This is a genomic window from Winogradskyella sp. HB-48 (genome assembly GCF_049942685.1).
GTDB lineage: Bacteria > Bacteroidota > Bacteroidia > Flavobacteriales > Flavobacteriaceae > Winogradskyella.
Genome location: NZ_CP187934.1, coordinates 971,815 through 998,272, shown reverse-complemented (window position 1 = coordinate 998,272; position 26,458 = coordinate 971,815). Strand labels below are relative to the sequence as shown.

The 26,458-nt window shown below is 33.1% G+C and carries 30 protein-coding genes; 9 read left to right on the top strand and 21 right to left on the bottom strand.

Annotation, left to right across the window (positions count from 1 at the left end):
* Positions 1-14: 14 nt before the first annotated feature.
* Positions 15-722, bottom strand: a complete 708-nt coding sequence (locus tag ACPX19_RS04455; protein ID WP_426431741.1) for a hypothetical protein — start codon at positions 720-722, stop codon at positions 15-17.
* Positions 723-791: 69 nt separating this feature from the next.
* A complete protein-coding gene (locus tag ACPX19_RS04450; protein ID WP_426431740.1) occupies positions 792-1,601 on the bottom strand; it encodes an NAD(P)H-binding protein in 810 nt (269 codons plus the stop codon).
* A 109-nt stretch (positions 1,602-1,710) separates the two neighbouring features.
* Here ACPX19_RS04450 and ACPX19_RS04445 point away from each other — a divergent pair, with 109 nt between their 5' ends.
* Complete coding sequence (locus ACPX19_RS04445; RefSeq protein ID WP_426431739.1) at positions 1,711-2,193, top strand: CBS domain-containing protein; 483 nt, start codon at positions 1,711-1,713, stop codon at positions 2,191-2,193.
* Here the strand turns inward: ACPX19_RS04445 and ACPX19_RS04440 are convergent.
* Positions 2,190-2,540 carry a hypothetical protein gene (locus ACPX19_RS04440; protein WP_426431738.1) on the bottom strand — a complete coding sequence of 117 codons (351 nt, stop codon included), beginning with the start codon at positions 2,538-2,540 and terminating at the stop codon, positions 2,190-2,192. The two genes, ACPX19_RS04445 and ACPX19_RS04440, sit on opposite strands and share 4 nt — an antisense overlap.
* A 284-nt stretch (positions 2,541-2,824) precedes the next feature.
* On the opposite strand from ACPX19_RS04440, the gene ACPX19_RS04435 reads away from it, so the two are divergent.
* Positions 2,825-2,974: a hypothetical protein gene (locus tag ACPX19_RS04435; protein WP_426431737.1), complete on the top strand. Its 150-nt coding sequence runs from the start codon at positions 2,825-2,827 to the stop codon at positions 2,972-2,974.
* A 32-nt stretch (positions 2,975-3,006) separates the two neighbouring features.
* Here ACPX19_RS04435 and ACPX19_RS04430 read toward each other — a convergent pair whose 3' ends face one another.
* The 4 genes from ACPX19_RS04430 to ACPX19_RS04415 all read right to left on the bottom strand — a co-directional run bounded on the left by ACPX19_RS04430 (position 3,007) and on the right by ACPX19_RS04415 (position 6,110).
* Entirely contained in the window at positions 3,007-3,861 is an 855-nt protein-coding gene (locus tag ACPX19_RS04430) for a CPBP family intramembrane glutamic endopeptidase (protein ID WP_426431736.1), read from the bottom strand.
* Positions 3,862-4,057: 196 nt separating this feature from the next.
* The gene (locus ACPX19_RS04425; protein WP_426431735.1) at positions 4,058-4,642 is read right to left on the bottom strand and encodes a hypothetical protein; all 585 of its coding nucleotides are present in this window, start codon (positions 4,640-4,642) and stop codon (positions 4,058-4,060) included.
* Between the two features lie 575 nt (positions 4,643-5,217).
* Positions 5,218-5,652 carry a hypothetical protein gene (locus tag ACPX19_RS04420; protein ID WP_426431733.1) on the bottom strand — a complete coding sequence of 145 codons (435 nt, stop codon included), beginning with the start codon at positions 5,650-5,652 and terminating at the stop codon, positions 5,218-5,220.
* Between the two features lie 14 nt (positions 5,653-5,666).
* On the bottom strand, positions 5,667-6,110 hold the full coding sequence (locus ACPX19_RS04415; RefSeq protein ID WP_426431732.1) for a hypothetical protein: 444 nt from the start codon (positions 6,108-6,110) through the stop codon (positions 5,667-5,669).
* Between the two features lie 242 nt (positions 6,111-6,352).
* Here ACPX19_RS04415 and ACPX19_RS04410 point away from each other — a divergent pair, with 242 nt between their 5' ends.
* The gene (locus tag ACPX19_RS04410) at positions 6,353-6,685 is read left to right on the top strand and encodes a single-stranded DNA-binding protein (protein WP_426431730.1); all 333 of its coding nucleotides are present in this window, start codon (positions 6,353-6,355) and stop codon (positions 6,683-6,685) included.
* 286 nt (positions 6,686-6,971) lie between these two features.
* Here ACPX19_RS04410 and ACPX19_RS04405 read toward each other — a convergent pair whose 3' ends face one another.
* A complete protein-coding gene (locus ACPX19_RS04405) occupies positions 6,972-7,496 on the bottom strand; it encodes a ferritin (protein WP_426431729.1) in 525 nt (174 codons plus the stop codon).
* A gap of 925 nt (positions 7,497-8,421) precedes the next feature.
* Here ACPX19_RS04405 and ACPX19_RS04400 point away from each other — a divergent pair.
* On the top strand, positions 8,422-9,003 hold the full coding sequence (locus ACPX19_RS04400) for a hypothetical protein (RefSeq protein WP_426431728.1): 582 nt from the start codon (positions 8,422-8,424) through the stop codon (positions 9,001-9,003).
* A 65-nt stretch (positions 9,004-9,068) separates the two neighbouring features.
* On the opposite strand, the gene ACPX19_RS04395 is transcribed toward ACPX19_RS04400, so the two are convergent.
* From ACPX19_RS04395 to ACPX19_RS04370, 6 genes are read right to left on the bottom strand one after another with little or no spacing between them, the layout of a single operon-like run.
* Positions 9,069-9,617 (bottom strand): YceI family protein, encoded by a 549-nt coding sequence (locus ACPX19_RS04395; RefSeq protein ID WP_426431726.1) that lies wholly within the window; start codon positions 9,615-9,617, stop codon positions 9,069-9,071.
* An 11-nt stretch (positions 9,618-9,628) separates the two neighbouring features.
* Positions 9,629-9,991 carry a hypothetical protein gene (locus tag ACPX19_RS04390; RefSeq protein ID WP_426431724.1) on the bottom strand — a complete coding sequence of 121 codons (363 nt, stop codon included), beginning with the start codon at positions 9,989-9,991 and terminating at the stop codon, positions 9,629-9,631.
* 12 nt (positions 9,992-10,003) lie between these two features.
* The gene (locus ACPX19_RS04385) at positions 10,004-10,858 is read right to left on the bottom strand and encodes a DUF5777 family beta-barrel protein (RefSeq protein ID WP_426431722.1); all 855 of its coding nucleotides are present in this window, start codon (positions 10,856-10,858) and stop codon (positions 10,004-10,006) included.
* 57 nt (positions 10,859-10,915) lie between these two features.
* Positions 10,916-11,659, bottom strand: a complete 744-nt coding sequence (locus ACPX19_RS04380) for a T9SS type A sorting domain-containing protein (protein WP_426431721.1) — start codon at positions 11,657-11,659, stop codon at positions 10,916-10,918.
* A gap of 21 nt (positions 11,660-11,680) precedes the next feature.
* Positions 11,681-12,073 carry an OB-fold protein gene (locus ACPX19_RS04375; RefSeq protein WP_426431719.1) on the bottom strand — a complete coding sequence of 131 codons (393 nt, stop codon included), beginning with the start codon at positions 12,071-12,073 and terminating at the stop codon, positions 11,681-11,683.
* A 2-nt stretch (positions 12,074-12,075) separates the two neighbouring features.
* Positions 12,076-13,143, bottom strand: a complete 1,068-nt coding sequence (locus tag ACPX19_RS04370; protein ID WP_426431718.1) for a hypothetical protein — start codon at positions 13,141-13,143, stop codon at positions 12,076-12,078.
* A 107-nt stretch (positions 13,144-13,250) separates the two neighbouring features.
* On the opposite strand from ACPX19_RS04370, the gene ACPX19_RS04365 reads away from it, so the two are divergent.
* The 3 genes from ACPX19_RS04365 to ACPX19_RS04355 are packed head-to-tail and all read left to right on the top strand — an operon-like array spanning position 13,251 to position 17,013.
* Positions 13,251-13,775 (top strand): RNA polymerase sigma factor, encoded by a 525-nt coding sequence (locus ACPX19_RS04365; protein WP_426431717.1) that lies wholly within the window; start codon positions 13,251-13,253, stop codon positions 13,773-13,775.
* Between the two features lie 48 nt (positions 13,776-13,823).
* Positions 13,824-14,735, top strand: coding sequence for a FecR family protein (locus ACPX19_RS04360; RefSeq protein ID WP_426431716.1), 912 nt, complete (start codon positions 13,824-13,826; stop codon positions 14,733-14,735).
* Positions 14,719-17,013: a TonB-dependent receptor plug domain-containing protein gene (locus ACPX19_RS04355; protein ID WP_426431714.1), complete on the top strand. Its 2,295-nt coding sequence runs from the start codon at positions 14,719-14,721 to the stop codon at positions 17,011-17,013. The genes ACPX19_RS04360 and ACPX19_RS04355 overlap by 17 nt, the downstream gene beginning before the upstream one ends.
* Here the strand turns inward: ACPX19_RS04355 and ACPX19_RS04350 are convergent.
* From ACPX19_RS04350 to metG, 3 genes are read right to left on the bottom strand one after another with little or no spacing between them, the layout of a single operon-like run.
* Entirely contained in the window at positions 17,010-17,912 is a 903-nt protein-coding gene (locus tag ACPX19_RS04350; protein ID WP_426431713.1) for a histone deacetylase family protein, read from the bottom strand. The genes ACPX19_RS04355 and ACPX19_RS04350 overlap by 4 nt on opposite strands.
* Before the next feature lie 20 nt (positions 17,913-17,932).
* Positions 17,933-20,329 carry a Plug domain-containing protein gene (locus ACPX19_RS04345; protein WP_426431712.1) on the bottom strand — a complete coding sequence of 799 codons (2,397 nt, stop codon included), beginning with the start codon at positions 20,327-20,329 and terminating at the stop codon, positions 17,933-17,935.
* Between the two features lie 52 nt (positions 20,330-20,381).
* Complete coding sequence (gene metG, locus ACPX19_RS04340; RefSeq protein ID WP_426431711.1) at positions 20,382-22,448, bottom strand: methionine--tRNA ligase; 2,067 nt, start codon at positions 22,446-22,448, stop codon at positions 20,382-20,384.
* An 83-nt stretch (positions 22,449-22,531) separates the two neighbouring features.
* On the opposite strand from metG, the gene ACPX19_RS04335 reads away from it, so the two are divergent.
* A complete protein-coding gene (locus ACPX19_RS04335; RefSeq protein WP_426431710.1) occupies positions 22,532-23,557 on the top strand; it encodes a S66 peptidase family protein in 1,026 nt (341 codons plus the stop codon).
* Between the two features lie 11 nt (positions 23,558-23,568).
* On the top strand, positions 23,569-23,928 hold the full coding sequence (locus ACPX19_RS04330; protein WP_426431709.1) for a YraN family protein: 360 nt from the start codon (positions 23,569-23,571) through the stop codon (positions 23,926-23,928).
* Here the strand turns inward: ACPX19_RS04330 and ACPX19_RS04325 are convergent.
* The 4 genes from ACPX19_RS04325 to ACPX19_RS04310 all read right to left on the bottom strand — a co-directional run bounded on the left by ACPX19_RS04325 (position 23,925) and on the right by ACPX19_RS04310 (position 26,386).
* Entirely contained in the window at positions 23,925-24,263 is a 339-nt protein-coding gene (locus ACPX19_RS04325) for a hypothetical protein (protein WP_426431708.1), read from the bottom strand. The two genes, ACPX19_RS04330 and ACPX19_RS04325, sit on opposite strands and share 4 nt — an antisense overlap.
* Before the next feature lie 76 nt (positions 24,264-24,339).
* A complete protein-coding gene (gene nadD, locus ACPX19_RS04320) occupies positions 24,340-24,921 on the bottom strand; it encodes a nicotinate (nicotinamide) nucleotide adenylyltransferase (protein WP_426431706.1) in 582 nt (193 codons plus the stop codon).
* 1 nt (position 24,922) lies between these two features.
* A complete protein-coding gene (gene gmk, locus ACPX19_RS04315; protein ID WP_426431705.1) occupies positions 24,923-25,513 on the bottom strand; it encodes a guanylate kinase in 591 nt (196 codons plus the stop codon).
* A 15-nt stretch (positions 25,514-25,528) separates the two neighbouring features.
* On the bottom strand, positions 25,529-26,386 hold the full coding sequence (locus ACPX19_RS04310; RefSeq protein ID WP_426431704.1) for a YicC/YloC family endoribonuclease: 858 nt from the start codon (positions 26,384-26,386) through the stop codon (positions 25,529-25,531).
* Positions 26,387-26,458: the final 72 nt, after the last annotated feature.

Sequence of the window (26,458 nt, the reverse complement as noted above, 5' to 3'; positions counted from 1 at the left end):
TAGTGTTTAAGAATCTAGTTCTTTTTGTTCGCAGCAGCTTTTTGTGCCTTTTGGCTTTCTAATGCCTGACGACTTACTTTAGCCAAATTAAAGTTTGGATCTATAGCAAGGGCATCGTTCATAAGTTTAATAGCGGCATCTATATTTGCTGTTTTGTTCTCTTTAAATGTAAGCAACCCTTTTAAGCATAAAAGTGCAGCTTCCATAGAGGTTTCATAAGGTTGTTGGGTTTCATAAAATGCACGTTTCATGTCTTCTTTTACGTTAGCCAAACCATATTCGATATTAGCCTTTGCACCAGCTAAATCATCCGTTTGAATCTTCATGTCGGCTATTTCGTATGCCAAATACACATTCGGACTTCTTTCAAACAAGACTTCATAATGCTCTAAGGCCATTTTTGGCTGATTAAGATTTTTAAGGGATAATGCCTTTACTTCAACATTCATATCCGAGTCTGAAGCATTTTTTTCTACGCCAATGGTGTTGAGTGCTTGCATATACTTACCTTCCGAAAGGTATAAATACGCCAAAGTATCCTTTCTTGCTACTGAGGGTTCTAAGATGTTGAGGTGGGTTAAGGCGTTAATGATGCCTTGCACATCACCTTGCTTTTGCATCTCTTTGTAATAAGCTTCGTAATGTGCTTTTAAATCTGCATTAGTCTGGGCAAAAACACTTACCGAGAAAAGCATAACAATTGCAATTGTAATCTGTTTCATTATATTTTAAATTTTGAGGGCTAAAACTATAAAAATTTGAGAATATAGTGCTTAATAAACTCTTAATTTCTACAAGCCATGTTTAAAACTATAGTTCAAAAGCTGTTCCAATTTTTTACTCTCAATGATTTTTCCCTTACTTTTTTTAGTTTCATCAAATATTGGAATACCTAATTGATGTTGTTGGCAGTACTTTGTGTAATAATCCTTCTTTGTAGGATGTTCAGGATATGCTGCGTTTAAAGCGGTATTCCAAATGTTGTCTTTTAAGATTATGGATATGATGTTAATACAGTCTTGCTTATGAATAAGATTTACGGGAGCATCAGGGTTTGAAAGGTTGTTGCGCCCTGCTAAATAATTACCAGGATGTCTTTGCTCGTCAAATAAACCACCAAATCTAATGATTGTGGTATTAAAATTAGTGTTTTTCTTCAGTAGATGTTCAATAGTAATAAGTTGTTTGCCACTATTAGAGGTTGCATTAGGTTCAGAATCAGCATTAATAATTGGGAAATGAGCTTCGTCTTCAAAAACAGAAGTAGAACTAATGTAAATAATATTTTTAATGTTTAGCGTTTCTATAGCATTAACCAAATGATGTACTTCAGCCACATGATTTTTATCGGGATTCTTTCTTAAACCTGGAGGAATATTTATGATAACCGATTGGCTCCCTTTTAAAAAATCAGTATAATTTCCTGTAATCCCATCTTCATCCAATTGAATGTAATATGCATCGATGCCTGCATCTCGAAGAGGATAGAGTTTTTGTTTAGACGTTGTAGAACCTTTAACTACAAAACCTTGATCAATCAAGGTTTTAGCTAAGGGAAAACCGAGCCAACCACAGCCAATAATGCTAATTTGATGTTTCAAAACGTATTGAATATTTGGTTAAAAATACATAAGAATTACTAATGAAATTTTTCATTTTGCTAACTGATTAAATTTCAGTAACTTTAAATAATCACTAAAATTAAATGTTATGGGAATAAAAAGTTTTCAGGGTGCGCGTAAGCAACAACAGAATACCGTACCAGCACCAGCACTTAAGGTAAGAGACTATATGACTACCAATCTTATAACGTTTAAACCAGACCAAACGGTTCAAGAAGTGGTAGAATCCTTAATAAAGTATAAGATTTCTGGTGGACCAGTGATTAATGATAGGCAAGAATTGGTTGGTATTATCTCTGAAGGGGATTGTCTTAAACAATTAAGTGAAAGCCGTTATTATAATATGCCTTTAGAGCACGATAATGTAGAAAAGCGTATGGCTAGAGATGTAGAAACTATAGATGGCAACATGGATGTATTTGATGCAGCAAATAAGTTTTTGAATTCAAAACGCAGACGTTTTCCAATTGTTGAAAACGGTAAGTTGATAGGGCAAATTAGTCAGAAAGATATTTTAAAAGCAGCCCTAAAGCTTAAAGGGGAAAACTGGAATAGCACCACCAAAGGCTAATCGTCTCGTTTTACCAAAGCATAATAATCTCCTTCTAAAGGGAGATACCCTTGATCATATACAAAATAATATATGGCTCCTGCTTTTGTGGTATATATACTGGTAAAATAGTTAAAGTCAAACCCTCTCTCTATAAGTTTAGCTCTTGAGCATTTGGTTTTTTTATCTGGGTTGAGTGTCTCTAGGATTCTGTGGTTTTTTCTAAGTCGGTTATTGGTGTTTCTTATTAAGTTTTTAGAGTCTTTATTAATGCGGTTATTATGTGCATTTCTACAACTGTCGCTACAGAACTTTTTATCAATACGGCCAATGATTCTATCTCCACATTCAGGACATTTTTTTTGCATAAGCTTGATTTTTAAATGATACAAATTACAAAATATTCAGTAACAAATCTTTGAGAATAAGCTGAAAGATTTTTCTGTATTTACAAGGATTGTTCTTTATTTTTGAAACGTTAAGATTAATAAGGGTAATCTTAATATAATCCATTGAAATTTTAAATTAATAGCTAACACAAAGCACCTCTGCTAGGAGGTGCTTTTTTATTTTAAGACAAAAAATTATAATTAAAAGTTTGATGACATTTCATAACGGTTCCGATGTTGTATATAAATTATTTAATTTAATTATGAAATTACAAGTTTTAGAACCACAAGCAGAAAGCAAAGCTATTGAATTAAATTATTCAGGGCATACAGAGCCTTGTGGAGAATTTATTGGTCACCCAAGTTATCCCTGTGAACGTTGTGGCTTTTCTTATTATCAGCATAATGGGTAAAGGGTATGGCTTGATTAAGGTTTGTTGGTGCTTTAGATTTTTTCGATGATTGCTTTTCTCCAAAAGTAAATTCCAAAAACACAAGTAACTATAGCAAACATAATTCCGTTTTCGCCAAGCCAATGTTCAGATCCTTCATTCTTAATTGTCAATTCAGGTAATATTTTTTGAATATAGACATTACTTACTGCGTGAAATATAACAGCAGGCCATAGACTTTTAGATTTAAACGCATAGTAGGTCATAATAAATGACATAGAAATAATTACTATAAAGAATGTTATAAATTCTAACATCACATTATTACTATAGTACAAAAGCAATGGCCAATGCCAAGCAGCCCAAATGAATCCACTAAATACAGATACACCAGTAAAAGAAAGTACCTTTCGTAGCTCATAAATAAAAAAACCTCTCCAGCCAATTTCTTCACCTAATGTTGTGGCTGAAGCTCTTATCACTTCTACTGTTGCTAATAAGATTATGGCTATAATAGTTATAGACGCTGTATTTAATGTTCCTATTCCAAACAAACCAAGTTCTTTTCCCCAATCTGTAATTACTTCTTCGTTGGCTAAGCTTCCGAATCCAAAAATCCAAATGAGTATATATGTGATTATACCATATAGAGCAGGAATAAAATATGATCGTCTGATATATTTCCAATTTCCCCAATTCCAATTTAGGGATGAAATTTTGCGCCCTTTTATTTTTAAGGTAATAAATGCAGCAATTGCAGGACACCACATTATAGCACCAACATATATCCTTGAAGGGTATAATTTAACTATAGCATAATGTAAAGGTGAAGTAAGAGTAATGACTAGGGTGAGAAACAGAAAGATTGTTTTCCAAGCTTCTTTACGTTCCGATACATTTTTAAGCATTTTGTTTTTGTGATTGGTTTGTCTTAGGAAGACGAAGTGATCCAGGATTTGTTACATTTTCTCTAACAGCCTGTATAGCATTTAGTCATGTGTTTTTAGTTGCTGTTTTTCGGTTAAGAACTGGCGTTAGCAATTCCGAGTGGATTCGGACGTAGTCTAATCCTGCGTAATTGTGGTTATCAATTGTTGTGCATAGTTATTTTTTTGATTTGTATATCGCACCATAGTAGACAATTCCTTTCGGACTAGTCGATTTGTAAACGTAACCGTCGTTGTCTAAAAGTTTTAGGATTTCAACCTCAATATTTTCTCCTATTAAAATTTTCAGGTTGTCATCAGACATTCTTTTGTAAGTTAAAGTATAGGTAGAATTTGATGTCCAGTTAATGCTATAAATCTGCCTACTTTTATAACTTATTTCTTTTTGTGTTTTCTTTCTCCGTTTAATTTTCGTGTCCTGATGATTTATATGATGATAGCTAAAATTCCCTATTCTGAATTTTGAGCATTGCTCAATTTCTTTTTCGTTTAGTTTTAAATTTTCAAATTCAGGATTTATAAAAGAGAATGTTAAGTTTCCACATCTGCCAATTAAAGGACCATCTTTAGGATAATCAAAAGTCTTTATATAATCGACAAGTTGGTCAATATTAGATTGATTCTTATGAGTTGTTTTTTTCTTAATCAATTTTACATTGGTTATTCCATTTATACTATCTGCACAGATTTCAAGTGTCACATAATCGACAATATCAACCCCATCAATAAAGTATCTTGTCATTATTTGTGAATGTATATTGACAGAGAATAAGAAAACTCCAAGTAGTAATATTTTATTCAATTCGCGATTATTTTTAATTATGCGCAACTGCAGGGTTAAACGTAGTTCTGATTAGAGAATGAAAAGATAATAAATTCTTAAGCAATAATCAGAGAATAGGTCTTCCTTATACTCTCTGATTATTGATCGTCAATTAGCTTGGCGTAAGCGAAGCGTAAATTGTAGAATTTATTAGATTGGGAATTCGAGAAGCAGGATGAAATTACCTTTAACCGACGATGTCGCACGTTTTGGCACGAAGCCCTCTGAAGGCGATATTTTTGGGATAGGCTTTATTGGTAATTTGGTTTAACCCTGCAGATGATAGCACGTTTACTTTAAGGTGCATTGTCTGCGAAGCAGCGCAGATTAAAGTTCGCCTTTGGCGAATGTGCTATCATCGGTTTTGTGTATGGTTAGTTGCGTGGTTAAGCAACTAATTTAGCAAATAAATCACAGATAGAATATTCCGCAGGAATGTTCGTAAGTCGGCAGTGACCTAGTAATTAATTATACACAGTGTTGTGTGTAGTTTTTTATTCATTTACACTTCCTTTAAGCAATTTATTCAATTCCGGATTGTTATTCCAACCACCTGATTCTTTCATTGAAATTAAAAGGTATTTTTTTGCATCTGCTAAATTCCGAGTAACACCTTTAACAGTGGCGTTTTTCCAAGGTTTTTTATCATCAGTCAGTAAGTACTCAAAATAGTATTCGTGTCCAAGAGCTTCTATAATAACAAACCATTCAGAATCCCATTTGTCCTCCGTTTGTAAAACTAATCTTGAGTGAGATGTCAATCCCCAAATTTCAGTTTCTTTGAAATTGTCATTTATAATTTCAATAAATTTGAGCATATTTCTTCCTCTTTCAACCCAAACAGAATTACTTTTATCTTTCGATATTTCTGTATAATATTCTTCGAGTGTCTTTCCTTTATTTTGCTTTGTATTTGCTAAAAGTGGCATTGTATTATGAGTTTTTATGATACTTCCCCATCTAATCCATTCCAAATCAGAGTTTCTTTTTCCAATTTCGAAAATTCACGAAATAGTTGTCCGAGTTTATTCAATTCCGCTGGTGTGCATTGGATATTAAATTCAGATATGGATTTTTCGAGACCGTCTTCATTGTTATTCAATCTAATTCCGACCAAGCATTCACTCGTATGTTTTATTAATGAAAACTCGCACTTAAAATAGAATGCAAATCTATCTTCAGGTTTTTCCGAACCCAATTCCCATAAATATTTTTTCTCGTCTTTGAATGGAAAATCTTCAAGAATGCCTGCTAACTTTTTAAGTCTATCTGCATTGTCATAAAACTCAAGTTGTCCTACACTTTCTCCATTCGTAGCCTTAAATATCAAATTAATATGATAAGGTTCTTCATAAGGTTTTCGAATTATTTTAATTGACTTTTCCAATTATCAGCAGGTTCGTTTTAATTACACACAACAAAGGGATATACTTATCCTTTATAAATATAAATTTAGTGCAAAAACCCACAATAACAAAGATTTAGATGTTTACAAACGACTACAAATATTTACAAACGAAATTAAATAGGTAACTACCGATTAAAATTTGTCAGCCATCCCATCTTTGCCTTGTTGAATCATTGACGGTTCAATAGTATTAACTGTTTAACAATTAAATTTTAGAACACATGAACACATTAAAAAACAAAGTACAGTTGATTGGTAATTTAGGAAACGACCCAGAAATCATTAATCTTGAATCTGGTAAAGTATTGGCCAAATTCTCCATTGCTACAAACGAAAGTTACAAAAATGCCAACGGAGAGAAGGTAACCGATACCCAATGGCACAATATTGTAGCCTGGGGAAAAACGGCTCAAATTGTAGAAAAATTTGTAACTAAAGGTAAAGAAGTAGCTATAGAAGGAAAACTGACCACACGCTCCTGGGAAGATAAAGATGGTATGAAACGTTATACCACAGAAGTGGTTTGTAACGAGCTCTTAATGCTTGGTAAATAATTACAAGGCGCACATAACGAAAAGAGCCGCAATTTGCGGCTCTTTTTTATGCTACTTTTTTTATAAGATCAAAGCAAGGACATTTTTTACAGCGTTTGCATTCTGCCTTTTTATACTTTTTACAGCACTTAGACTTTACTTCACCTAAGCTTTCAATACCTGAGTTTTCAAGTATTTTTATGCGTTCCTTCTTTAGTGCTTTGTTCTTTTTCTTTTTGCCCATATCGACACGTGTATCAACACGACAAAAATAGCTATTTTAATTTATTCTAAATAAATTTTAACATTACAGGCCTTGACCTGGAGTTTGTGCGGCAGAACTTACCGTGAGTTGTTGTATGTCTCGGTCAAACAAATAAAGGCCACCCTTATCGTCGCCAATCATGTTAATTTTATCTAAGATGGTTCTGGCAACAGCTTCTTCTTCTATTTGCTCGGCAACGTACCACTGTAGAAAGTTGTGTGTTGCATAGTCTTTTTCTTGAAGCGATATATGGACAAGCTCATTAATACTTTCGGAGACAAAAACTTCATGTTCTAGTAGTTTTTGAAACATTTCTTGAAAAGAATTAAAAGTAACATTAGGTGCATTTAGTTCAGAGATTAGCGCATGGCCACCACGCTCGTTAACAAATTTTACAAGCTTTAACATATGCTCACGCTCTTCATTAGACTGATCGTACATAAAATTTGAGATGCCCTCTAGGCCCTTTACTTCGGCCCAAACGGCCATTGCTAAATATACCTGAGACGATTCCGCCTCAATACGTATTTGTTTATTTAATGCAGCTTCTATTGATTTTGATAACATAACCCTTTAGTTTTCTATAAAAATAATAACTAATAACTTAAAACTTAGTTAATAGTTTATAATATTGATTATTAATATTTAATCTAATTTGGACTTGATTTTTGATTTTACGTCATAATTATTTCATATTTGTAGCTCTAATGAGAACAACAATAGTACATAGAGCACCAAAGTCACTGATATGTCAGTGGGATTATCGTGGAAATAGTATCGAATTATTTCAACGAGCAAGGACGTTATGTATCTATTTTAGTCATCATTAACAGATGATTTAGACTTAAACCATATATTATAGATAAAAAAAGCGTCCAAGAAATTGGGCGCTTTTTTTATCTATAAACAAAGCGATTGATAGAAATAAACATGAAAACTCAAAAAAAATATCTAAACTAATTGAAACAAGATTTTAAAAACTAAAATATAAGCTTTGAAGATTAAGCAATTGGGAGACAAACGTTTGCGAAAAACCTTCAAGTATCTGCATAAAGCGGACAGGATTTCCTCTGTTTAAAAACGAATATAATCATTTGATAATCAATTAATTAAATTGAAATTTTATTTGGAAGTTTCAAAAATTCAACTTTATATTTGCACCGCAGAATCAAACAAACAGATTCGCACTAAAAAACAACAATAACAAAAACAAGAAGCCATGCTAAAGCATTGTATAGCATTTCAAAATTTTACCCAGCCAAAAAGTATGGTTGGAAGTGACCTCGAGTCGTATAAAAAATGGCTTCGGTATATTTCTGAAATATCTGCTTATAAATAGGCAGTTATCTTCCAGAAAAAAATCCGAAGCAATAAAACTGTTTCGGATTTTTTTATGTCTCAATATTAAGATTTAATCAAAAACAAACAGTTTTAAAAGCATCCATTAAAGGCGATGCGTTTAAGACAGTATTAACTATTGAATAAAGGAAAAATGGGAAATATATTACAAAACATACACTTGTTTAGGGCAATTGAAGCTTACCCTTGGGAATTAGAAAAAGCAGTAGAAGCATTACACTACGCTTTGTCTTACGACCCAGAAAATGCTAAAGCGTTGCATTTAATGGCAAAAGTATATGCAGAGCAATTGGGTGATTACGAAGCAGCTAAGACATATTACGAAAGTGCCTTGGCGAGCAGATTGGATTTAACAGATATTTATCCAGACTACATACGGTTGTTAACCAATAACGAGGACTTTGAAGAGGCTCAAAAAGTTATTGATTTTGCCAAGACTGTAAAAGGAATAGATAAAGCTGGTATAGCGCTGGCACAAGGTCAGTTGTTTGAGAGTATGGCTCAGTTTGAAGACGCAGAACGTGCTTTAAAAGAAGCAAAGCAATTAGCGTTGAATGATGATTTTATAAGTTTTGTTGATAATGTGTTGTCTCGTGTAAAAAAGAAAAGAAAAGCACAGGCAAACGAAAATAGAATATTAGAAAATCAGGCCAAAAAAGAGACTGAAGCACAGCCAAAAAGTTGGTTTCAGAATCGGTTGAATAATTTATTGTAATGAAAAAGAAAGGAGAATGAAAAAGCGCTAGTACTAACTAGCGCTTTTGGTTTTAGAATAGAATTCTATTTTTTAACCAATTCAAACCTAAAATCTATATCAACTTCGTTAGATAATTTATTAGCAACAATTTTTGGGATTTCAATATCAAAATCTGAGGCTAAAACTTTGAAACTACCTGAAATAATAATTTTTTCATCTTCCTTTTTTAGGGTTAAAGGAATGTCTTCAATTTGTTTTGTGACTCCATGAAATGTTAATGAGCCATCAATTTTAGTGTTACTTTCTTCATTGCTTATATCATCAAAATCCAAACTATCTATTTTTCCTTTAAAAGTAGCTTTTGGATACTCATCAGATTCGGCATAATTTTCATTAAAGTGCTCTTCCATTAAAGCATTTTTAAATCGGAAACCTTTTACTAAAGCTAAAGCTGCAAATTCTCCGGTTTCAGTATTTAAAATTGCAGTAACAGCATTGTTTTTTGCAGCAACTTCTTCAAAAGAAGGTACAGAAGCTTCAAAATTTAATTGACCTGTTTTGGTTAGGTATTTGCTTTGAGCGATTGCACTTATGCTTGTTGAGAATAGTGCTAAAAATATGATCTTTTTCATAACATATTACTTTAGTTTTCTAACAAACCTTCTTGTTCCCATTGCACAACAAGATCTATTAAGTTTTGTGGTAATCTTGGGCCTCCAAACGGCATTACAAAACCTGTATCTGTTGTAGAAATGCGGCCAATTAAATCTCTATTTTCTATAGCATCTACAACATCGTCATAAGTTACTAGAGAATTTGGTGCTCCGTTAATTGGAGGATTATTGTGGCATGAAATACAATTGGTGTCAATAATAGATTTTATATTGTCTTCGTAGGTTACAAATTCTTCAATAATAACATCTTCTGTTAAGTCATCTTCACTGTTATACGAACAGTTAGTTAAACAGAGTAAACTTGCAAAATATAAGAGGTATTTAAACTTCATAATTACTAATTTTTAAAATACTCGACTTAAGTTAAAACCAAAATAGATGTTACCATCACTCCAATCTCCTGTGGCTTGACCAAGAAAACCATTGGTATTCATGGCTTGCGCGTTAGAGAAGTGCATTTGAAATACATGTCCGCCAGTTTCTAAATCAAAACCAATAGAAAGTGGGTTTTTAAATGGTGAGCCATCAGCTCTGTTTAGATGCCACCCATAATCTAGGTTAATAGACCAACGTTTGCCTAGTTTATGTCTTCCGCCAAAACCAATAGCATATTGTGAGTTGAGCTGTTCATTATAAGTCACAAAATTGTCATGAAAAAATGTTGGTGCCACTTCCAATGACAATTTTGAACTTATTTTTTTGGATATAAGCAACTGTGCTGTATAACCAAGGCGATCCCTGAATTCTAACTTCGGTAAATTTTCTTTTTCTAATGCGGTATTTATTAAAATTGAATTATAGGCAACTATGGTAAATGGAAAACCATTTTCTTTTTGTCTTACTAATCTATATTTAGCTGAAGCTTCATAAATTTTTTGGAATGAGCTACGAGATACACTTACATTCACTGCATCGCTTATGCCATACACAAAATTCAACATGGTGACAGCATCATCTAATCCAAAGAAACTGTCAAAACCATTTTCAATACTACCAAACCTATGTGAAACAACAAAGGTTAATTCTTTTTTTGCAACAAGCTTGGTAGATTCAAAGTTTACAATTTTCAAACCTTTGAAAGCTGCAGTTGCATATTGGTCGCCAACAGAATCAGTGTCAATTTCACTCAGCAAATCATCTTCTTGTGCTGTTGAAATTTGACATGCCAATAATATAACGAGTATATGTAAGTATCTCATTTTTAAATAATTAAATTATGTAATTCAGATTATTTCTTAGTAGGAATTTTTTATAAATTATTGCTTTACAAATCGTTTGGTTTCTTCTCCATTTTCGGAAGAAATTTTAACTATATACAGGCCAGTCTCCCAATCAGCTACATCTATTTGAGTTAAATTATCAGATGTTATAGATTGTATAAAAACCTGCTTACCTAGTATATCAAATATTTCAATAGCTCCTTCGGTGATAGCAGAGTTAAACTCAATATTCAAAATTGAGTTTGATGGATTAGGGTAGAGTCTTAAACTGCTTTCTTGTTCAAAATCATTAATTCCTAATGTGCTCCAAAAAGCGACACCATTTTCAGATCCATCTCCTGTATATTCAAATGGAGGCGCAACGTTAATAAATGTTCCTACGTCCCAAACTCCTGCAGCAACAGCTACACTTTCTCTTTGGTGGCCAGCACTTCCCCATTGCATATAATCTATCATAGCTGCACTAGACGCAAATGCTGCGCTTGTGTATAAACCAAACTCGCCATCGGCAGGAGCAAAATTTACAGAGCTTCCAAAGCTAACTTCTTCTCCTGGGTCTAAACTTGTAACAGTTGTCATTGAGCTTACTTGACCATAAGCTGGAAAATTACAAAGCCATAAACCTGAGATTGGTTCGTTTGAACCTCCAAAGTTTTTTAGAGTTACAGAATTTGTGGCAGGATCTAATCTTAAAATTCTTACCTGTGCAGAAATGCTTAAGGTAAAAACCATTGTAAATACAGCGGTTGTCAATGCTTTTAATGTGTAGTTTCTTTTCATGATGTTGCTTTTTAGTTGATATTAATTATTGATTATAGTGCATTGATCTAATTTTACTTGTTCTAATAAGTCGTCATAGCCAATAACACGCCCTTTTATTTTTGCTTTTTCGTTCTTGTTTAATGAGGTTTCAAGATTGTTAGAGAATTGACAGAATACCTTATCATCGATGGTTATGTCATTACTGTTGATGTCTGTTATGAATCCTGAAACTTCAATCGTTTTGTTTAAAAATTTTTGCTCTGCAGAAGTAGAATTCTCTGAAAATAGTTGATTGATTTGAGCAGAAGACATTGTAAATTCTGCTTGTTCACTTTCAATATCCCTATGATCTTGATAAATATAATTGTAGCCTATAACAGCTGTTATTATAAGAACTATTATTAAAGCTATCCAGTTACGTTTCAAGGTCATTATTAGTTACAGTTATTAAAATATTGTAGTCTATCATCATCACCTACAATAAAATTGACTTCAGTTGTATCGGTGCAATTTTTAATTTCTTGAAGTATCCAATTATTATTACATAATGGTAGAGCAGGGACATCAATTATTATTTCTAAATTATTGCCTAATCCAGAAGCAATCCAAGTACCATAAACGGTTGTTGTATTCCAATATACAGACATAGTACCATCACTAAAGAAATTAAAATTGTAATTATAATAGGCGTTGTCATAGTCAATGGCATTACGTTTTAATCGGTTAACATTCCAATCGGAACAATTAACGAGTAAGTTCTCAATTTCTAAAATGGTGCAATCATTACAATCATCATCACTGTAGTCATAATCATCATCTTCATCGCAAGAGTCAATGGTATTTTCAATTGCCACTTCTAGATCATCAAAATTATTTATTGTGGTTACAGATCCATTAGATAGAGTAACTGTAATAGGAAAATTAAAAGTCGTGATAGTATTATCATTAAGATTACCAATGAAGCTGAATAGTTCGTTGTCAGTTTCAATAGTTTCGGTGTCTAATAATTCGTTGTTTGGATTAAAGATGGAGGCCTCTATAGGATAATTAAAATCTATACACTCAATATCATTATCTGCTTCGTTTTCACCATTACAGCTATTGGTATAGGTATTAAATTCCGCTAAACTATTGATAGTAACTTCTGAAAAATCATTTAAAACAATGGTTATAGGAAATGAAATATTTAAAGTGTCCGAATCTGAGTCTGATTGGTCAAATACACACTCAATCACTGCATAGTCTTCCTGAGAGCCTACCTCAATTTCTACACCATTAACAGTAACTGTATAAGGAAAAGCAATATCAAAACAATTGGCTCTATCTACAATATTGTCTATAGACCCATCATTAGACGTTGTACGCTCAATTAATAGTGCAATATTAGAGTTTGCTTCTAAAATCTCATCTTCAGGTGTTTGTATAAACTCTGTTTCCTCTTTTCTACAAGAAAAAGCAATTGAAGTGAAGACAAGTAGAATTAATAATGTTTTTATTTTCATGATGGCTTAAGGTTTTAGTGCCATTTAATATATAACAACTCACTTTTAAAAACTACTGAACTTTTTCAAAAAAAATATTTCAATACCTTTACACAAACTCTATAACCTTGCCTAAAGACCTTAGCGAAAATATCTGTGAAGAAGCAGCATTTGAGCGTATTTATAACAAATACTCAGATGATGTGCACAATTTTTTGTACTATAAATATGGTTCTAAGTATAATCCCAAAGACAAAGCACAGGAAGCTTTTATAAAATTATGGGATAATTGTAAGCAGGTAACTTTTGCAAAAGCCAGGGCTTTTTTATTTACGGTTGCAAATAATTTGATGCTGAATGAAATTAAACATCAAAAGGTGGTTTTAAACTATAAAAAGGAACAGCCTAAAAATTATTCTAACGAAACGCCAGAGTTTATAATAGAGCAGGAGCAATATCTAAGCAAGTACAAAAAGGTCCTCGCTAGTTTAAAGGAAGAACAGCGGGTAGCATTTTTATTAAGCAAGGTTGAAGGGAAAAAGCATAGTGAGATTGCTGATATGCTAGGTGTTACTCAAAAAGTGGTAGAGTATAGAATTTATACAGCTTTTAATATCCTAAAAGAGGAGCTTGAAAATTTTAAAATAAAATAATAAGGAGAATTGAAACCTGAGTTGTTATATGTTTAAGGAGTAAATTTTATGATTAAAGACGAGTTATTAAAAAAATGGCTAAATGATGACCTTACAGATGCTGAAAAAGAAGCATTTAGTAAGCGAGAGGATTTTGCCTTTAATCAAAAGATAGTTGAAGATTCAAAACACTTTAAAGCTTCGCAATTCTCTAAAGTTGATGATTTTGAAACTTTTAAAACGGAATATAAAGCTAGATCATCTGTAAAACGTCTTAATTGGCTAAAACTTGCTTTAAGAATAGCAAGTATTTTGGTTGTTGGTTTTGCTATTTATTTCACAATGTTTACGAATGAAGGTGTAGTTAAAGAAAGTACTCAATTAGCAGAAAAAACTACCATAAAACTCCCTGATTTATCTAGTTTAACCATGAATGCTGATTCTGAAATTACATTTGATAAAAAGTCATGGAACGATAATAGACAATTAAATCTAAAAGGTGAAGCCTATTTTAAAGTTGCCAAGGGAAAAACGTTTGATGTTATGACTGAAAATGGTGTGGTAACTGTAGTTGGTACTGAATTTAATGTAAAAGCGCGCTCCAATTATTTTGAAGTAAAATGTTATGAAGGAATCGTAAGAGTTACTTCAGATACAATCACTAGACAATTGTTGGCAGGCGATATGTTTCGTATATTAAATGATAAGTTTAGCCAAGATAAGATAGAAGCAAACCAACCTGAGTGGGTTGAAAATAGAAGCAGTTTTAAAGCTGTTCCGTTGAGGGAAGTTATCTTTGAGTTAGAACGTCAGTTTAATGTAAAAGTTACTTTTGAAAAAACTAATACATTACGATTATTTTCAGGTGGATTTCCACACAATGATTTAGAGAAAGCACTATCAGCCATAACTCAACCTATGAATTTGACCTACGAAATTAGTTCATCCAACCAAGTGCTAATTTATGGCAATACAGATTAAGCAGTATATAATTGTACTACTTCTTAGCCTTAATTTTTCTTTCTGTGCCTTTTCGCAAGATACCGAGAGCAAGCAGTCTCTATCTGAAGTTTTGGCGTTGTTAGAGCAGCGTTATAAGGTTCAGTTTAATTATGCAGAAGATGTTGTTTCCAATATTTTGATAAAACCACCCCTAGAAACACTATCCTTAAAAGAGGCGTTGAACTATCTAGAAATTCATACCGATTTTTTATATCAACTTACGGATAACAATATGATTTTGGTAATTGTAAATGAAGCATCTTTAGATTTACAAAAATTATCTGAAGTTGTGGTTTCTGGATATATAGTAAAAGGAATCAACAAACTAAGCAATGGTTCTTTTGAGATAAAGGTTTCAGAATTTGATATCCTTCCAGGGCTAGTAGATACTGACGTACTACAGGCTGTACAAGCTTTTCCTGGTATACAGAGTATTAATGAGACGGTTTCAAATATTAACATAAGAGGTGGTTCTCATGACCAAAACTTAATTTTGTGGGATGATATAAAGATGTATCAATCCGGTCATTTTTTCGGACTTATCTCTATGTTTAATCCTCAGATTACGCAACGTGTTTCTTTAACAAAAAATGGTTCGCCAACAGAATTCACTGACGGAGTTTCGGGAACTATTTCTATGGAAACAGATAAAGATATTAATGATAAGTTTAAAGGAAATATTGGCGTTAATTTTATTGATGCTAATGGTTTTGTAGATATTCCTGTAAACGATATATCTTCACTTCAGGTTGCCGCAAGAAAGTCTTTAAGCGATTTTACAGAAACGCCTACTTACAACAATTTTTTTGAGCGGATTTCCCAAAATACGGAAGTTGAGAATAATACCATGAGTATCACAAACTCTGATAAGACATTCGATTTTTACGATGCTTCACTACGTTGGATTTATAAGATAAATAAGAATGAAATATTGAGAATTAATTTTATAAATGTTGCTAATGAGTTGGTCTTTAATGAAAATACTACAATTAATTCTGTTGAAGATTCCAGAGAGAGTAGTCTGTCTCAAAATAGTATAGCAGGAGCAATCTCATATTCTAAAACTTGGAACACCAAATGGCAAACCGTATTAGAAGCTTACGAAACGGATTACAAGCTAAAATCCATAAATGCCAACATCTTAGATTCGCAACAGTTTTTACAGGAAAATAAAATATCTGAAACCAGCTTAAAGCTCAAGACTAAATATAAGTTTAATAGTACACTACAATTGCTTGGTGGTTATCATTTTGTAGAAACAAAGGTTACCAATTTAGACGATGTAGACACACCTCGTTTTAGGCTACTGGTATCTGAGGTTGTAAGAACTCATGGAGTCTTTTCGCAACTTTCATATAAGTCTAATGATAAAAAAACCAATCTTGCTACAGGTTTAAGATACAATTACATAGATAAGTTTAGCAAACATCTTTTAGAACCAAGACTGAGTTTTTCGCATAAGTTTTTAGATTTTTTTTCTGTTGAGGTTTTAGGTGAATTTAAGCATCAAAACAGTTCTCAGATTATAAATTTTCAGAATGATTTTTTGGGTATAGAAAAACGGAGATGGCAATTGTCTAACGATAACGATATTCCTGTGATACAAAGTCGTCAAGCGTCTTTGGGTTTGTCTTACAGCAAAAACGGGTGGTTGGTTAGTGCAGAAGGATATTACAAAAAGATTAAAGGTATTACTACGCAAAGTCAGGGCTTTCAAAATCAATATGAATTTGTAAGAACAAGCGGATCTAATGAAGTTAGAGGTCTCGATTTTATAGTTAGAAAGCGATTGAACAATTTCAACTCTTGGTTAAGTTATTCTTTTATGAACAGCGATTACACGTTTAGCGATTTACCAGAATCAACTTTTCCAAGTAACTATGATATCAAGCATGCCATTACACTGGGTACAAATTACACTTCAGGTAAGTTAAAAGTGTCAGCAGGCTTAAATTGGAATTCTGGTAGACCAACGACAACACCTGTTGATGGAAATGAAATTATTAATGGCGAAATTAATTATAATAATACGAATTCATCTAAACTCAAAGATTATTTGAGAGTTGATGCTTCCGCATTGTACAACTTTAAGTTGAGTACTAACTTAAATGCCAATTTAGGGCTTTCTATATGGAATCTTTTAAATAGGGAAAACGTTATAAACAGTTTTTATCGTATTAATAATAACACAGTAACAGAAGTACAGCAAAAATCATTAGGGACAACACCAAATCTAATGTTTAGAGTTAATTTTTAAAAGAAAATTTCTTGGGCTAACCGGAAGGTATTGGCATGTGCATCTACAATAATTTTTATATCTGGGGAGTAACCGCCTCCCATACTACACATTACAGGAATACAAAGGTCTTTGCAAGTTTGTAAAACAAAACGGTCGCGTTCTTTACAACCATCAATACTCATTCCGAGTTTGCCTAACTTATCGGAAGCGATAACATCAACACCACATAAATAGTATATAAAATCTGGTTGCTGCTTGTCTATAAGTTTTGGAAGCGTGTCTTTTAGAATTTTGAGATAGGTATTATCGTTGGTGTCATTATCTAATGCAATATCTAAATCACTTTGTTCTTTTTTAAAAGGATAGTTACTTTTACCATGCATAGAAAAGGTAAATACAGAACTGTCATTTTGAAAAATTTCAGCAGTACCATTGCCTTGATGTACATCTAAGTCTACTATGAGAACTTTATTTACCAATCCTTTATTTTGAAGATAACGTGTGCCAATAGCTTGATCATTGAGCAAACAAAATGCTTCACCACGATTGGTGTAAGCGTGGTGAGTGCCACCTGCGATATTCATGGCAATACCATACTTTAGAGCATATTCACTTGCCTTCATAGTACCATCTGCAATAATGACCTCGCGCTCTACCAAAACCTCGCTGAGCGGAAATCCTATTTTTCGTGCTGCTCTTTGGTCTAAAGTAATGTTCACTAAATCATAATAATACTCCGGTGTATGTACGGTAAGGATGTATTTGTCATTTGGTTTCTCTGGTTCAAAGAAATTATTGCCACTACAAGTGCCTTCGTGGAGTAGTTGTAGTGGCAATAATTCATATTTCGCCATAGGGAAACGATGCCCTTCTGGTAATGGATGTTTATAGATTGGGTGGTATGCTATTTTTAGCATATAAAAAATCAACTTTTCTATTAATTTAGAGATAAAGATTTTTCTTCAAAAATAAACGTACCATCATTAGTAATGCCTTCTATAAATAAGGTGATAGGAACTTGTGGCTTTAGAATTTTAGCTTCTAAATTTCCTTGATTGTCAAGAATTAATTCTGGTTTCCAATCAATGGTACCATAACCCTTAAAGAAATCATCATTATAAGATTGATATTTAGGCACATAAAACTTTTTCTTTTCACTGAAAATTAGCGGTAGTTTATAATCTTGGGCAGTTAGTTTGTTTGCAGAACTATACATGCTTTTTTGAGAAGTCCATATTTTTAAAATGCCATTAGCACCTCTGGCACCACCACCAAAACCAGTCCTGTTAATTTCAATACGATCGATATCAGCCATAGGGAAACGATACAAAAAACTAGTACTTGTTAAGGGAACATCATTGTAATAAACGAGCATCCCAGAACCACCTGCCAAAACACTACCGCCACCTCGTCCGTTAAAGAAAGTAAGCTCTTGGTTTTGAGGATTGAAACTGGCAAAGATTCTATTAGAAAATAAATAATCTTCTAAGTATATAAAGGTTTGCTTATCTAGTTCAGATGGAATCTTGACATTTACAAAAGCATGAGTTTGTAGTTTTCTAGCTTTAACCAATTGCTTATCAAAGCTAGATTCTACAACGACTTCATCGAGTTTTTGTACTTCATTAAAATTAAAGTCCGAAGGAGCAATCATATTAAGACTTTCACTTATTCTATAATTATATCGTGGCTTTAGAGGATTAACCTTTGTTAGTAAGTTTGGTATTGTGCTTGGAAAGGTTTGCACATATAATTGTGCGGGTAAAAGATCGTTGGATGCGTTTATTCTCGAAATAAAAATTTTATCATTGCTTACAGGAAAGCTACTATCAAAAATTATACTTTTATTACCATCAGAGGTTTGTTTGTACTGTGGAGGATTTTCTTTTGAGTGGTGTAAAACAAAGACATCATTTAAATGGTCTTGGTTATTAATATTACCTTTTATAAGAATACCTTGCTCAAAAGGATGTGGTAATTTCTCAGGCAAAAACATGTTGTTCCAATCATAGCTACTCCAACCTTGTGTTATTAGGAGATTATCAAGATCAAATTGTTTTTTCTGATCAATATTATCAAAATAATATTTACTGTTTTCAATGTAGCCATTTAAGTAAGGCTGAAGAAAGGTTTGTGAAATAAGGCAGTTGTGTCTATTATAAGATTCTGTTTCTTGAGGTAATGTAGAGACACTAATATTATGGAACTGCTGGGTATCTACAGCTTTAAAATTCAATTTTATCTTAAGTGAATCTCCAAAGCCAGTGGCAGTAACTTTATCTGAAGTTTTAATGTTGATTCCTTCATAATTAAAGAACATACGCTCTGCAATAGGTTTGTCATTTTCATCAAATAAGGTGATGATGTTTGTACCAGTCGGAATACTATTAAATTCAATAACCTTGTTTACAACAGGCGCATCGGTAAAATAGATGTCCATAACTTCATAGCCATTGCCATTGTGAATCAAAAGCGTATGTCTTTTACTTTTAATGTTGTCAAAAGTGTCTTCGTTGGTTGTTACAGAAACATAAAGCTTGGTCTTTAATCGTTTTACAGAAAGAATAATGCCGTTTTTTTCTACAGGTTGCCCTAGCGGAAAACTAAAATCTTCATTTGCGTGATTTATTTTAACAGTGTAGTTGGTTTTAGTATCTGCAATCAAGAAAAAGGAACTAATGCCAAGTTCGTTAGTGGTGAAAGCTGTTAATACTTTATTGTTTTGATCGACAACTTCGCCTTTTGTATTTGACACACCAAAACCTTGGCTATCTTTTACTATCACACCAACTTTATTTAAAACACCATTGAGCAAGTGCCCGCTTTCAGGAAGAAACTGTGCGTCTATAGCGTTATTGACTATTGGTTTTTTAATAAGGGTTTCAGTTTCTGGGTCAATAATACGTATAGATTCGTTATAATAGTTAGGTTCATTAAAGTTACGCATCCAATTGGTGTAGGCTTTTATGTTATAATAGCCAGAATCGAATAAAGAGTCTACATCAAATACATTAGAAGCTATACCATTATTTACTCGAATGAGTTTTTGTTTAACAATTTTTTGGTTAGAATTTTCAATACTAACATATAGGTTGGTGGTTAATAATGAAGGTTTTTTATCTCTTTTATCCAATACATAAGCAGTAAAACCGATGGACTCACCTTTTATATATGTAGACTTATTAAGATGTAGATAGACAATCTCTCTAGGAGCATCAATGTAATCCTCGTAGGTGTCAATAATTTCTTTTTTGGATTGGGAGTATGTAAATCCAAAACCAAAAAGTAATAGAATGAAAAAATGAAGCAAAGGGGTAGTTGAGAGGTATTTCATAATAGCTGATTTTCAATAAAAATACCAAAAAGCATCCCATAAGTAAAAGACTTTAACTTATCTTTAGTCCATTAGAGACACCCTCAACATCAGGGTTTACAAACACCAAATTTCCATTCTCGTCCTGGGACATTAATATCATACCTTGGCTTTCAACACCTCTCAACTCTCTTGGTGCTAGATTCACTAAAACAGTAACGCGTTTACCAATAACGTCTTCTGGTTTAAAGCTCTCTGCAATACCTGAAACAATGGTGCGCGTATCTATACCAGTGTCAACCTTTAGAACTAAAAGTTTTTTAGCCTTTGGCATTTTTTCAGCTTCTAAAATAGTACCAACGCGTAGATCTAATTTTGTAAAGTCGTCAAATGTAATCTCTTCTTTTTGAGGCTCTACTTTTTTGTTAGCTGCCTCATTGGCTTTTTTGCTGGCTTCAAGCTTGTCTAATTGTTTCTGAATAGTGTCGTCCTCAATTTTAGAGAACAATAATTCTGGTTTTCCGGTTTGAATGGAATGTCCAGCAGGAAGTAAAACATCCTTTGTAGAAATGTCTTTCCATGTTAAATCAGATTCAAGTGCAGAATGATTTAGAATCGACTTTAATTTTAATGAAGTAAACGGTAAAAAAGGTTCACTTAAAACAGCGAGTGAGGCAGCAATCTGCAATGCAACAAACATGACCGTTCTGGTACGTTCTTCATCCGTTTTAATGGTTTTCCAAGGTTCTTCGTCTGCCAAGTATTTATTGCCAAGACGTGCTAAATTCATGAGTTCTTGGCTGCCTTCTCTAAAACGGTATCGTTCTATAGAACTAGCGATAACTGCAGGATAGGCTTTTACAGCGGTTAAGGTGTCATCGTCTATAGCCTTAAATTCTGCAGGCTGAGGAATCTCACCATTGTAATATTTGTTGGTAAGTACAGCCACCCGATTAATGAAATTACCAAAAATTGCCACCAACTCATTATTGTTTCTGGCTTGGAAATCTTTCCAGGTAAAATCGTTATCCTTGGTTTCTGGTGCGTTTGCGGTTAAGGCATAACGCAATACATCCTGTTGATTCGGAAAGTCTTCCAAATACTCTGGTAACCAAACCGCCCAGTTTTTTGAGGTTGACAATTTATTGCCTTCAAGATTTAGAAACTCATTGGCAGGAACATTATCTGGTAAAATGTATGAACCTTCTGCCTTTAACATTGAAGGGAAAATGATACAATGGAATACAATATTGTCCTTACCGATAAAGTGCACCAATTTAGTGTTTTCGTCTTTCCAATAGTCTTCCCAGTTTTTACCTTCACGTGTAGCCCATTCCTTTGTAGCAGAAATGTAACCAATAGGAGCGTCAAACCATACATATAGTACTTTGCCATCTCCACCTTCTACAGGAACAGGAATTCCCCAATCTAAATCTCTGGTAACAGCTCGTGGTCTTAAGCCATCGTCTATCCACGATTTTACTTGACCGTATACGTTAGGTTTCCAATCCTTTTTATGTCCTTTTAAGATCCACTCGCGTAAAAATTCTTCGTGCTTATTTAAAGGTAAAAACCAATGTTTTGTCTCTTTTAGTGTTGGCGTATTACCAGTGATTGCCGATTTTGGATTAATTAAGTCTGTAGCATTATGGCTAGTTCCGCAGCTTTCACACTGGTCGCCATAAGCTTCCTCATAACCACATTTTGGGCAAGTGCCTATAACAAAACGATCGGCTAAAAATTGATGAGCTTCTTCATCATATAATTGCTCGGACACTTCTTCAACAAATTCATTTTTATCATATAAGGTCTTAAAGAATTCTGAAGCTGTATCGTGATGTATTTTCGCTGAGGTACGCGAGTAGTTGTCAAAAGAAATACCAAAATCTTTAAATGATTTTTTAATAATTGCATGATATTTATCTACTATATCTTGAGGAGTTACTCCTTCTTTTTTTGCTTTTATGGTAATTGGCACTCCATGCTCATCACTGCCACAAATAAAAGCCACATCGTTACCTGTTAATCTTAAATATCTTGAATAAATATCTGCTGGGACATAAACACCTGCTAAATGACCTATATGAATAGGACCATTGGTATAAGGTAAAGCAGCTGTAATGGTATATCTCTTTGACATGAAGTTTGATTTTGCTAAGTCGCAAAAGTACATAATATATATACAGTTCTAAAAAAAATGTACATTTACAAAAAGCAGTTTTTATGGATTTAAAAAACTCAATACTACTTCTTTATTTTACACTTGGTTTAGGTATAATACAATATGCCTATGCTCAAAATCAAACGGATAATTCATTTAAAATGACCAATAATAAACTTATAAGACCAGCTTACCTAAAAGCTGGTGATACCGTTGCCATTGTTGCACCATCAGGAATTTTAAAAAATAGAGAACGTGAGATTAACCAAGCCGATAGTTTATTAAGAAGCTGGGATTTGAATGTTATTATTGGGGAACATGTATTTAGTGAAGACAACCATTTTGCTGGGACCGATGACGAGCGTTGCCAGGATTTACAAAATGTGATGGATAATCCCAAAGTAAGTGCTATTTGGTGTGCTAGAGGCGGCTATGGTACAGTAAGAATTTTAGATAAGTTGGACTATACAAAATTTAAGGAAAACCCTAAATGGGTTATTGGTTACAGCGATATTACAGCATTGCATAATCAATTACATAATCAAGGTTTTGAATCCCTGCACGCTTTGATGTGTGTAAGCTTAACTAAAGATATTACTGAGGTACAAGAATCCGTTGATACGTTTAAAGCGGCTCTATTCGGTAATACAACGAATTATGACCTAGAAGGTTCGAAGTATAATAGAGTAGGTAAAGCATCTGGTCAATTAGTTGGGGGTAATCTTACCATATTACACACCATGTTGGGTTCTAAGGAAAGTATAGATACCTCTGGTAAAGTTTTATTTATCGAAGAAATAGGCGAATACAAATATCATATTGATAGAATGTTGCAAAGTATGAAGCGCGCAGGTTATTTTGACAATCTTAATGGCTTAATCGTAGGAGATATGTCTAAACTGAGAAAAAACACCACGCTATGGGGAACGTCTATTGAGCAACTTATTCTCGATGCTTTGTCTGAATATAATTTTCCAATAGTCTTCAACATGCCAGCTGGTCATGAAGACGATAATAGAGCTTTGGTTCTTGGTAGAGAAATCACAATAAATGTGTCAAAAGAAAGAGGTACAATAACGTTTAACTAATTTAACATACTTTGGCTCAACACAATGAACTAGGTAAGAAGGGCGAACAACTAGCACTTGATTTTCTATTGGAAAATAATTATAAGATTATAGAGCGCAACTATCGTTTTGATAAAGCCGAAGTAGATATTATTGCTCAGAAAGGAAGTATTCTTGCGATAGTTGAAGTAAAAACAAGAAGTTCTTTAGATTTTGGAAGCCCGCAAGATTTTGTAAAACCAAAACAAATAAAAAATTTGGTTAAAGCGGTAGATGAGTATATAACTGAGAATAATTTAGATATGGAGGTGCGTTTTGATATTATTGCCATTGTGAAGAATGGCAAAGAATACGAAATCGAGCATTTAGAAAATGCCTTCTATCATTTTTAGAGGTAGATATTAGTTACAACTACTAAAAGACTGTAGAATAGAATATTCTGAACTTTTTCTTTGGTGTTTAAAGCTATAAATCTTTTAAACTCTTTTTTAATAACACTGTAAGAAAGTATTGAAATCGCTGAAACTATTCCCATTCCAATAAACCAATACAAAGACTCAGGATAAGGAAGCGTTGCATTTGTAACCAAGAAGAGAATAAGTAAAGTACTGGCAATAACAAAATGTTTTTCTTTTTTTGAATCCAGATTGTTCCTTAGTACAATATCTCTAGTTTTTCTTATAATAAGAGCTATTATTGCGGCTAAAAAAACTGTAGTAAATGTCATTTCTTTTTCTCTCCTTTTAAAAATTAAAGTTAACTATTCTTTTGAAAATTAAAAAGCTTGGTCGAATTTAGTTTTGTTAATATTTGTAAAAATTCATTTCGTCTATGTAGCGCCAGACTTTTTCAGGCAGCATGGGGCAAATATTCCTCCCTGCCTTAATTTCTTTTCTTATAAACGTAGAAGATAGTTCAATTATTGGCGCAGATATGTTAAAAATTCTTGGATGATTTTTAAATCGATTATCAATCTCACCATCAGACAATCTTGGGTAGACATATATGTCATAATTTTCTAAGATTACCTCGTAGTTTTTCCACTTATGAAAACTCTTTAAATTATCCTCACCCATAATTAGGGCAAATTTATAATCAGGAAACTTTTCTTCAAGATAAGTAAGTGTATCTATAGTATAGTTGGGTTGTTTTAAATCGAACTCAATGTCGCTAGGTTTTAATTTTAAATAGTCCTTTGTAGCCAGATAGACCATTTCATAGCGCTGTCTATTGTCCAATAAACTATTTTTTTTCTTAAAAGGACTTTGAGGTGTCACTACAAACCAAACCTGATCTAAATCACTATGCTCAGCAAGATGATTGGCAATGGTTAAATGACCAATGTGTATAGGGTTAAATGTGCCAAAAAACAATCCGACCTTCATGCTATTTGTTTATAAAATCAGAAACTAGACGATAGGCATTTTTTAAAGCTTCATCTAAATTAGAATTCACCACAATTTCGTCAAAAAGTGGTGCTGTGGCCAACTCTGCAGGTGCTTTTGCAACGCGCATGCTTATTTTTTCAGGGCTTTCCTCGCCGCGATCTTTTAGGCGTCTCACCAACTCATTTAAGTCTGGTGGTTTTACAAAAATTGCTAAAGTTTGTTTGGGAAATTTTCGCTTTATTCGTAAGCCTCCAGAGACATCAATATCAAAAATTACATGTTTTCCTTTTGCCCAAATACGTTCAACTTCAGACTTTAAGGTGCCGTAAAAATTATCTCTGTAAACTTCTTCCCACTCCAAAAACTCATCGTTTTTAATTTTGTTCTTAAACTCTTTCAGCGATAGGTAATAATAGTCTTTGCCATGAACTTCGGCACCACGTTTTTCACGAGAGGTAGCTGAGATAGAAAATTCTAAATTTAACTCTGGTTGCTTTAATAAATAACGAACAATTGTGGTTTTACCAGAACCTGAAGGTGCTGAAAATACAATAAGCTTGCCTTGTTTTTTAAATTCTTCTTTAGACACTTAATTTGTTTTTAATTAGAGCACATTCAATAATTGTTCCTTTATTTTTTCGAGCTCATCTTTCATTTGCACTACCAGTTTTTGCATGGGCGCATAATTAGATTTTGAGCCAATGGTATTGATTTCCCTTCCTATTTCCTGAGAGATAAAACCTAGCTTTTTACCATTAGAGTCATCAGAGTTTAGAGCTTTAATAAAATAGTCTAGGTGATTATCTAACCTTACTTTTTCTTCGGTAATGTCAAATTTTTCTATATAGTAAATGAGTTCTTGCTCAAAACGATTTTCATCAACCTTTTCTTTAATATCTGCAATGCCTTTTTCCAATCGTGCTCTAACACCTTCAATACGTTCAGGATCCATAGCAATGATCTTATCTAACAGTTGTTTTAGGGTATCAATTCTTTCGGTAAAATCTTGTTTTAAAATGGATCCTTCATCTTCTCTGTAGCTTATAATTTTAGAGATAGCTTCGTTAATGCCATTTTCTATGATATGCCATTCTTCTTCATCAATATCATCTCGCTCAGTTGTAACAGCATCGGGCAAACGGATTGCCATTTTTAGTAGCTCGGTTTCGTCACCATCAACCACATCCTTTAATTGTTTAATATATTCTTTCACAACCGTTTTATTGATTTTAGAGCTGGTATCTTCCCCTGTAATTTCAACATAAAGCGAAAAATCTACTTTTCCTCTTTCCAAATGATTGGCTAGAAGTTTTCTTATATCTAACTCTTTAGCACGATACATAGATGGCATACGTGCATTAACATCTAAGTTCTTACTATTCAGTGATTTTAATTCTATGGAAATTTTTTTGGTTGGGAGTTGTAAAACAGCTTTCCCATAACCAGTCATGGATTGTATCATTAAACAATGCGATTAAAGTTGGGCAAAGGTACAAAAATCAACGGTTCTTAAATTAATTTAAATTTTATAGGA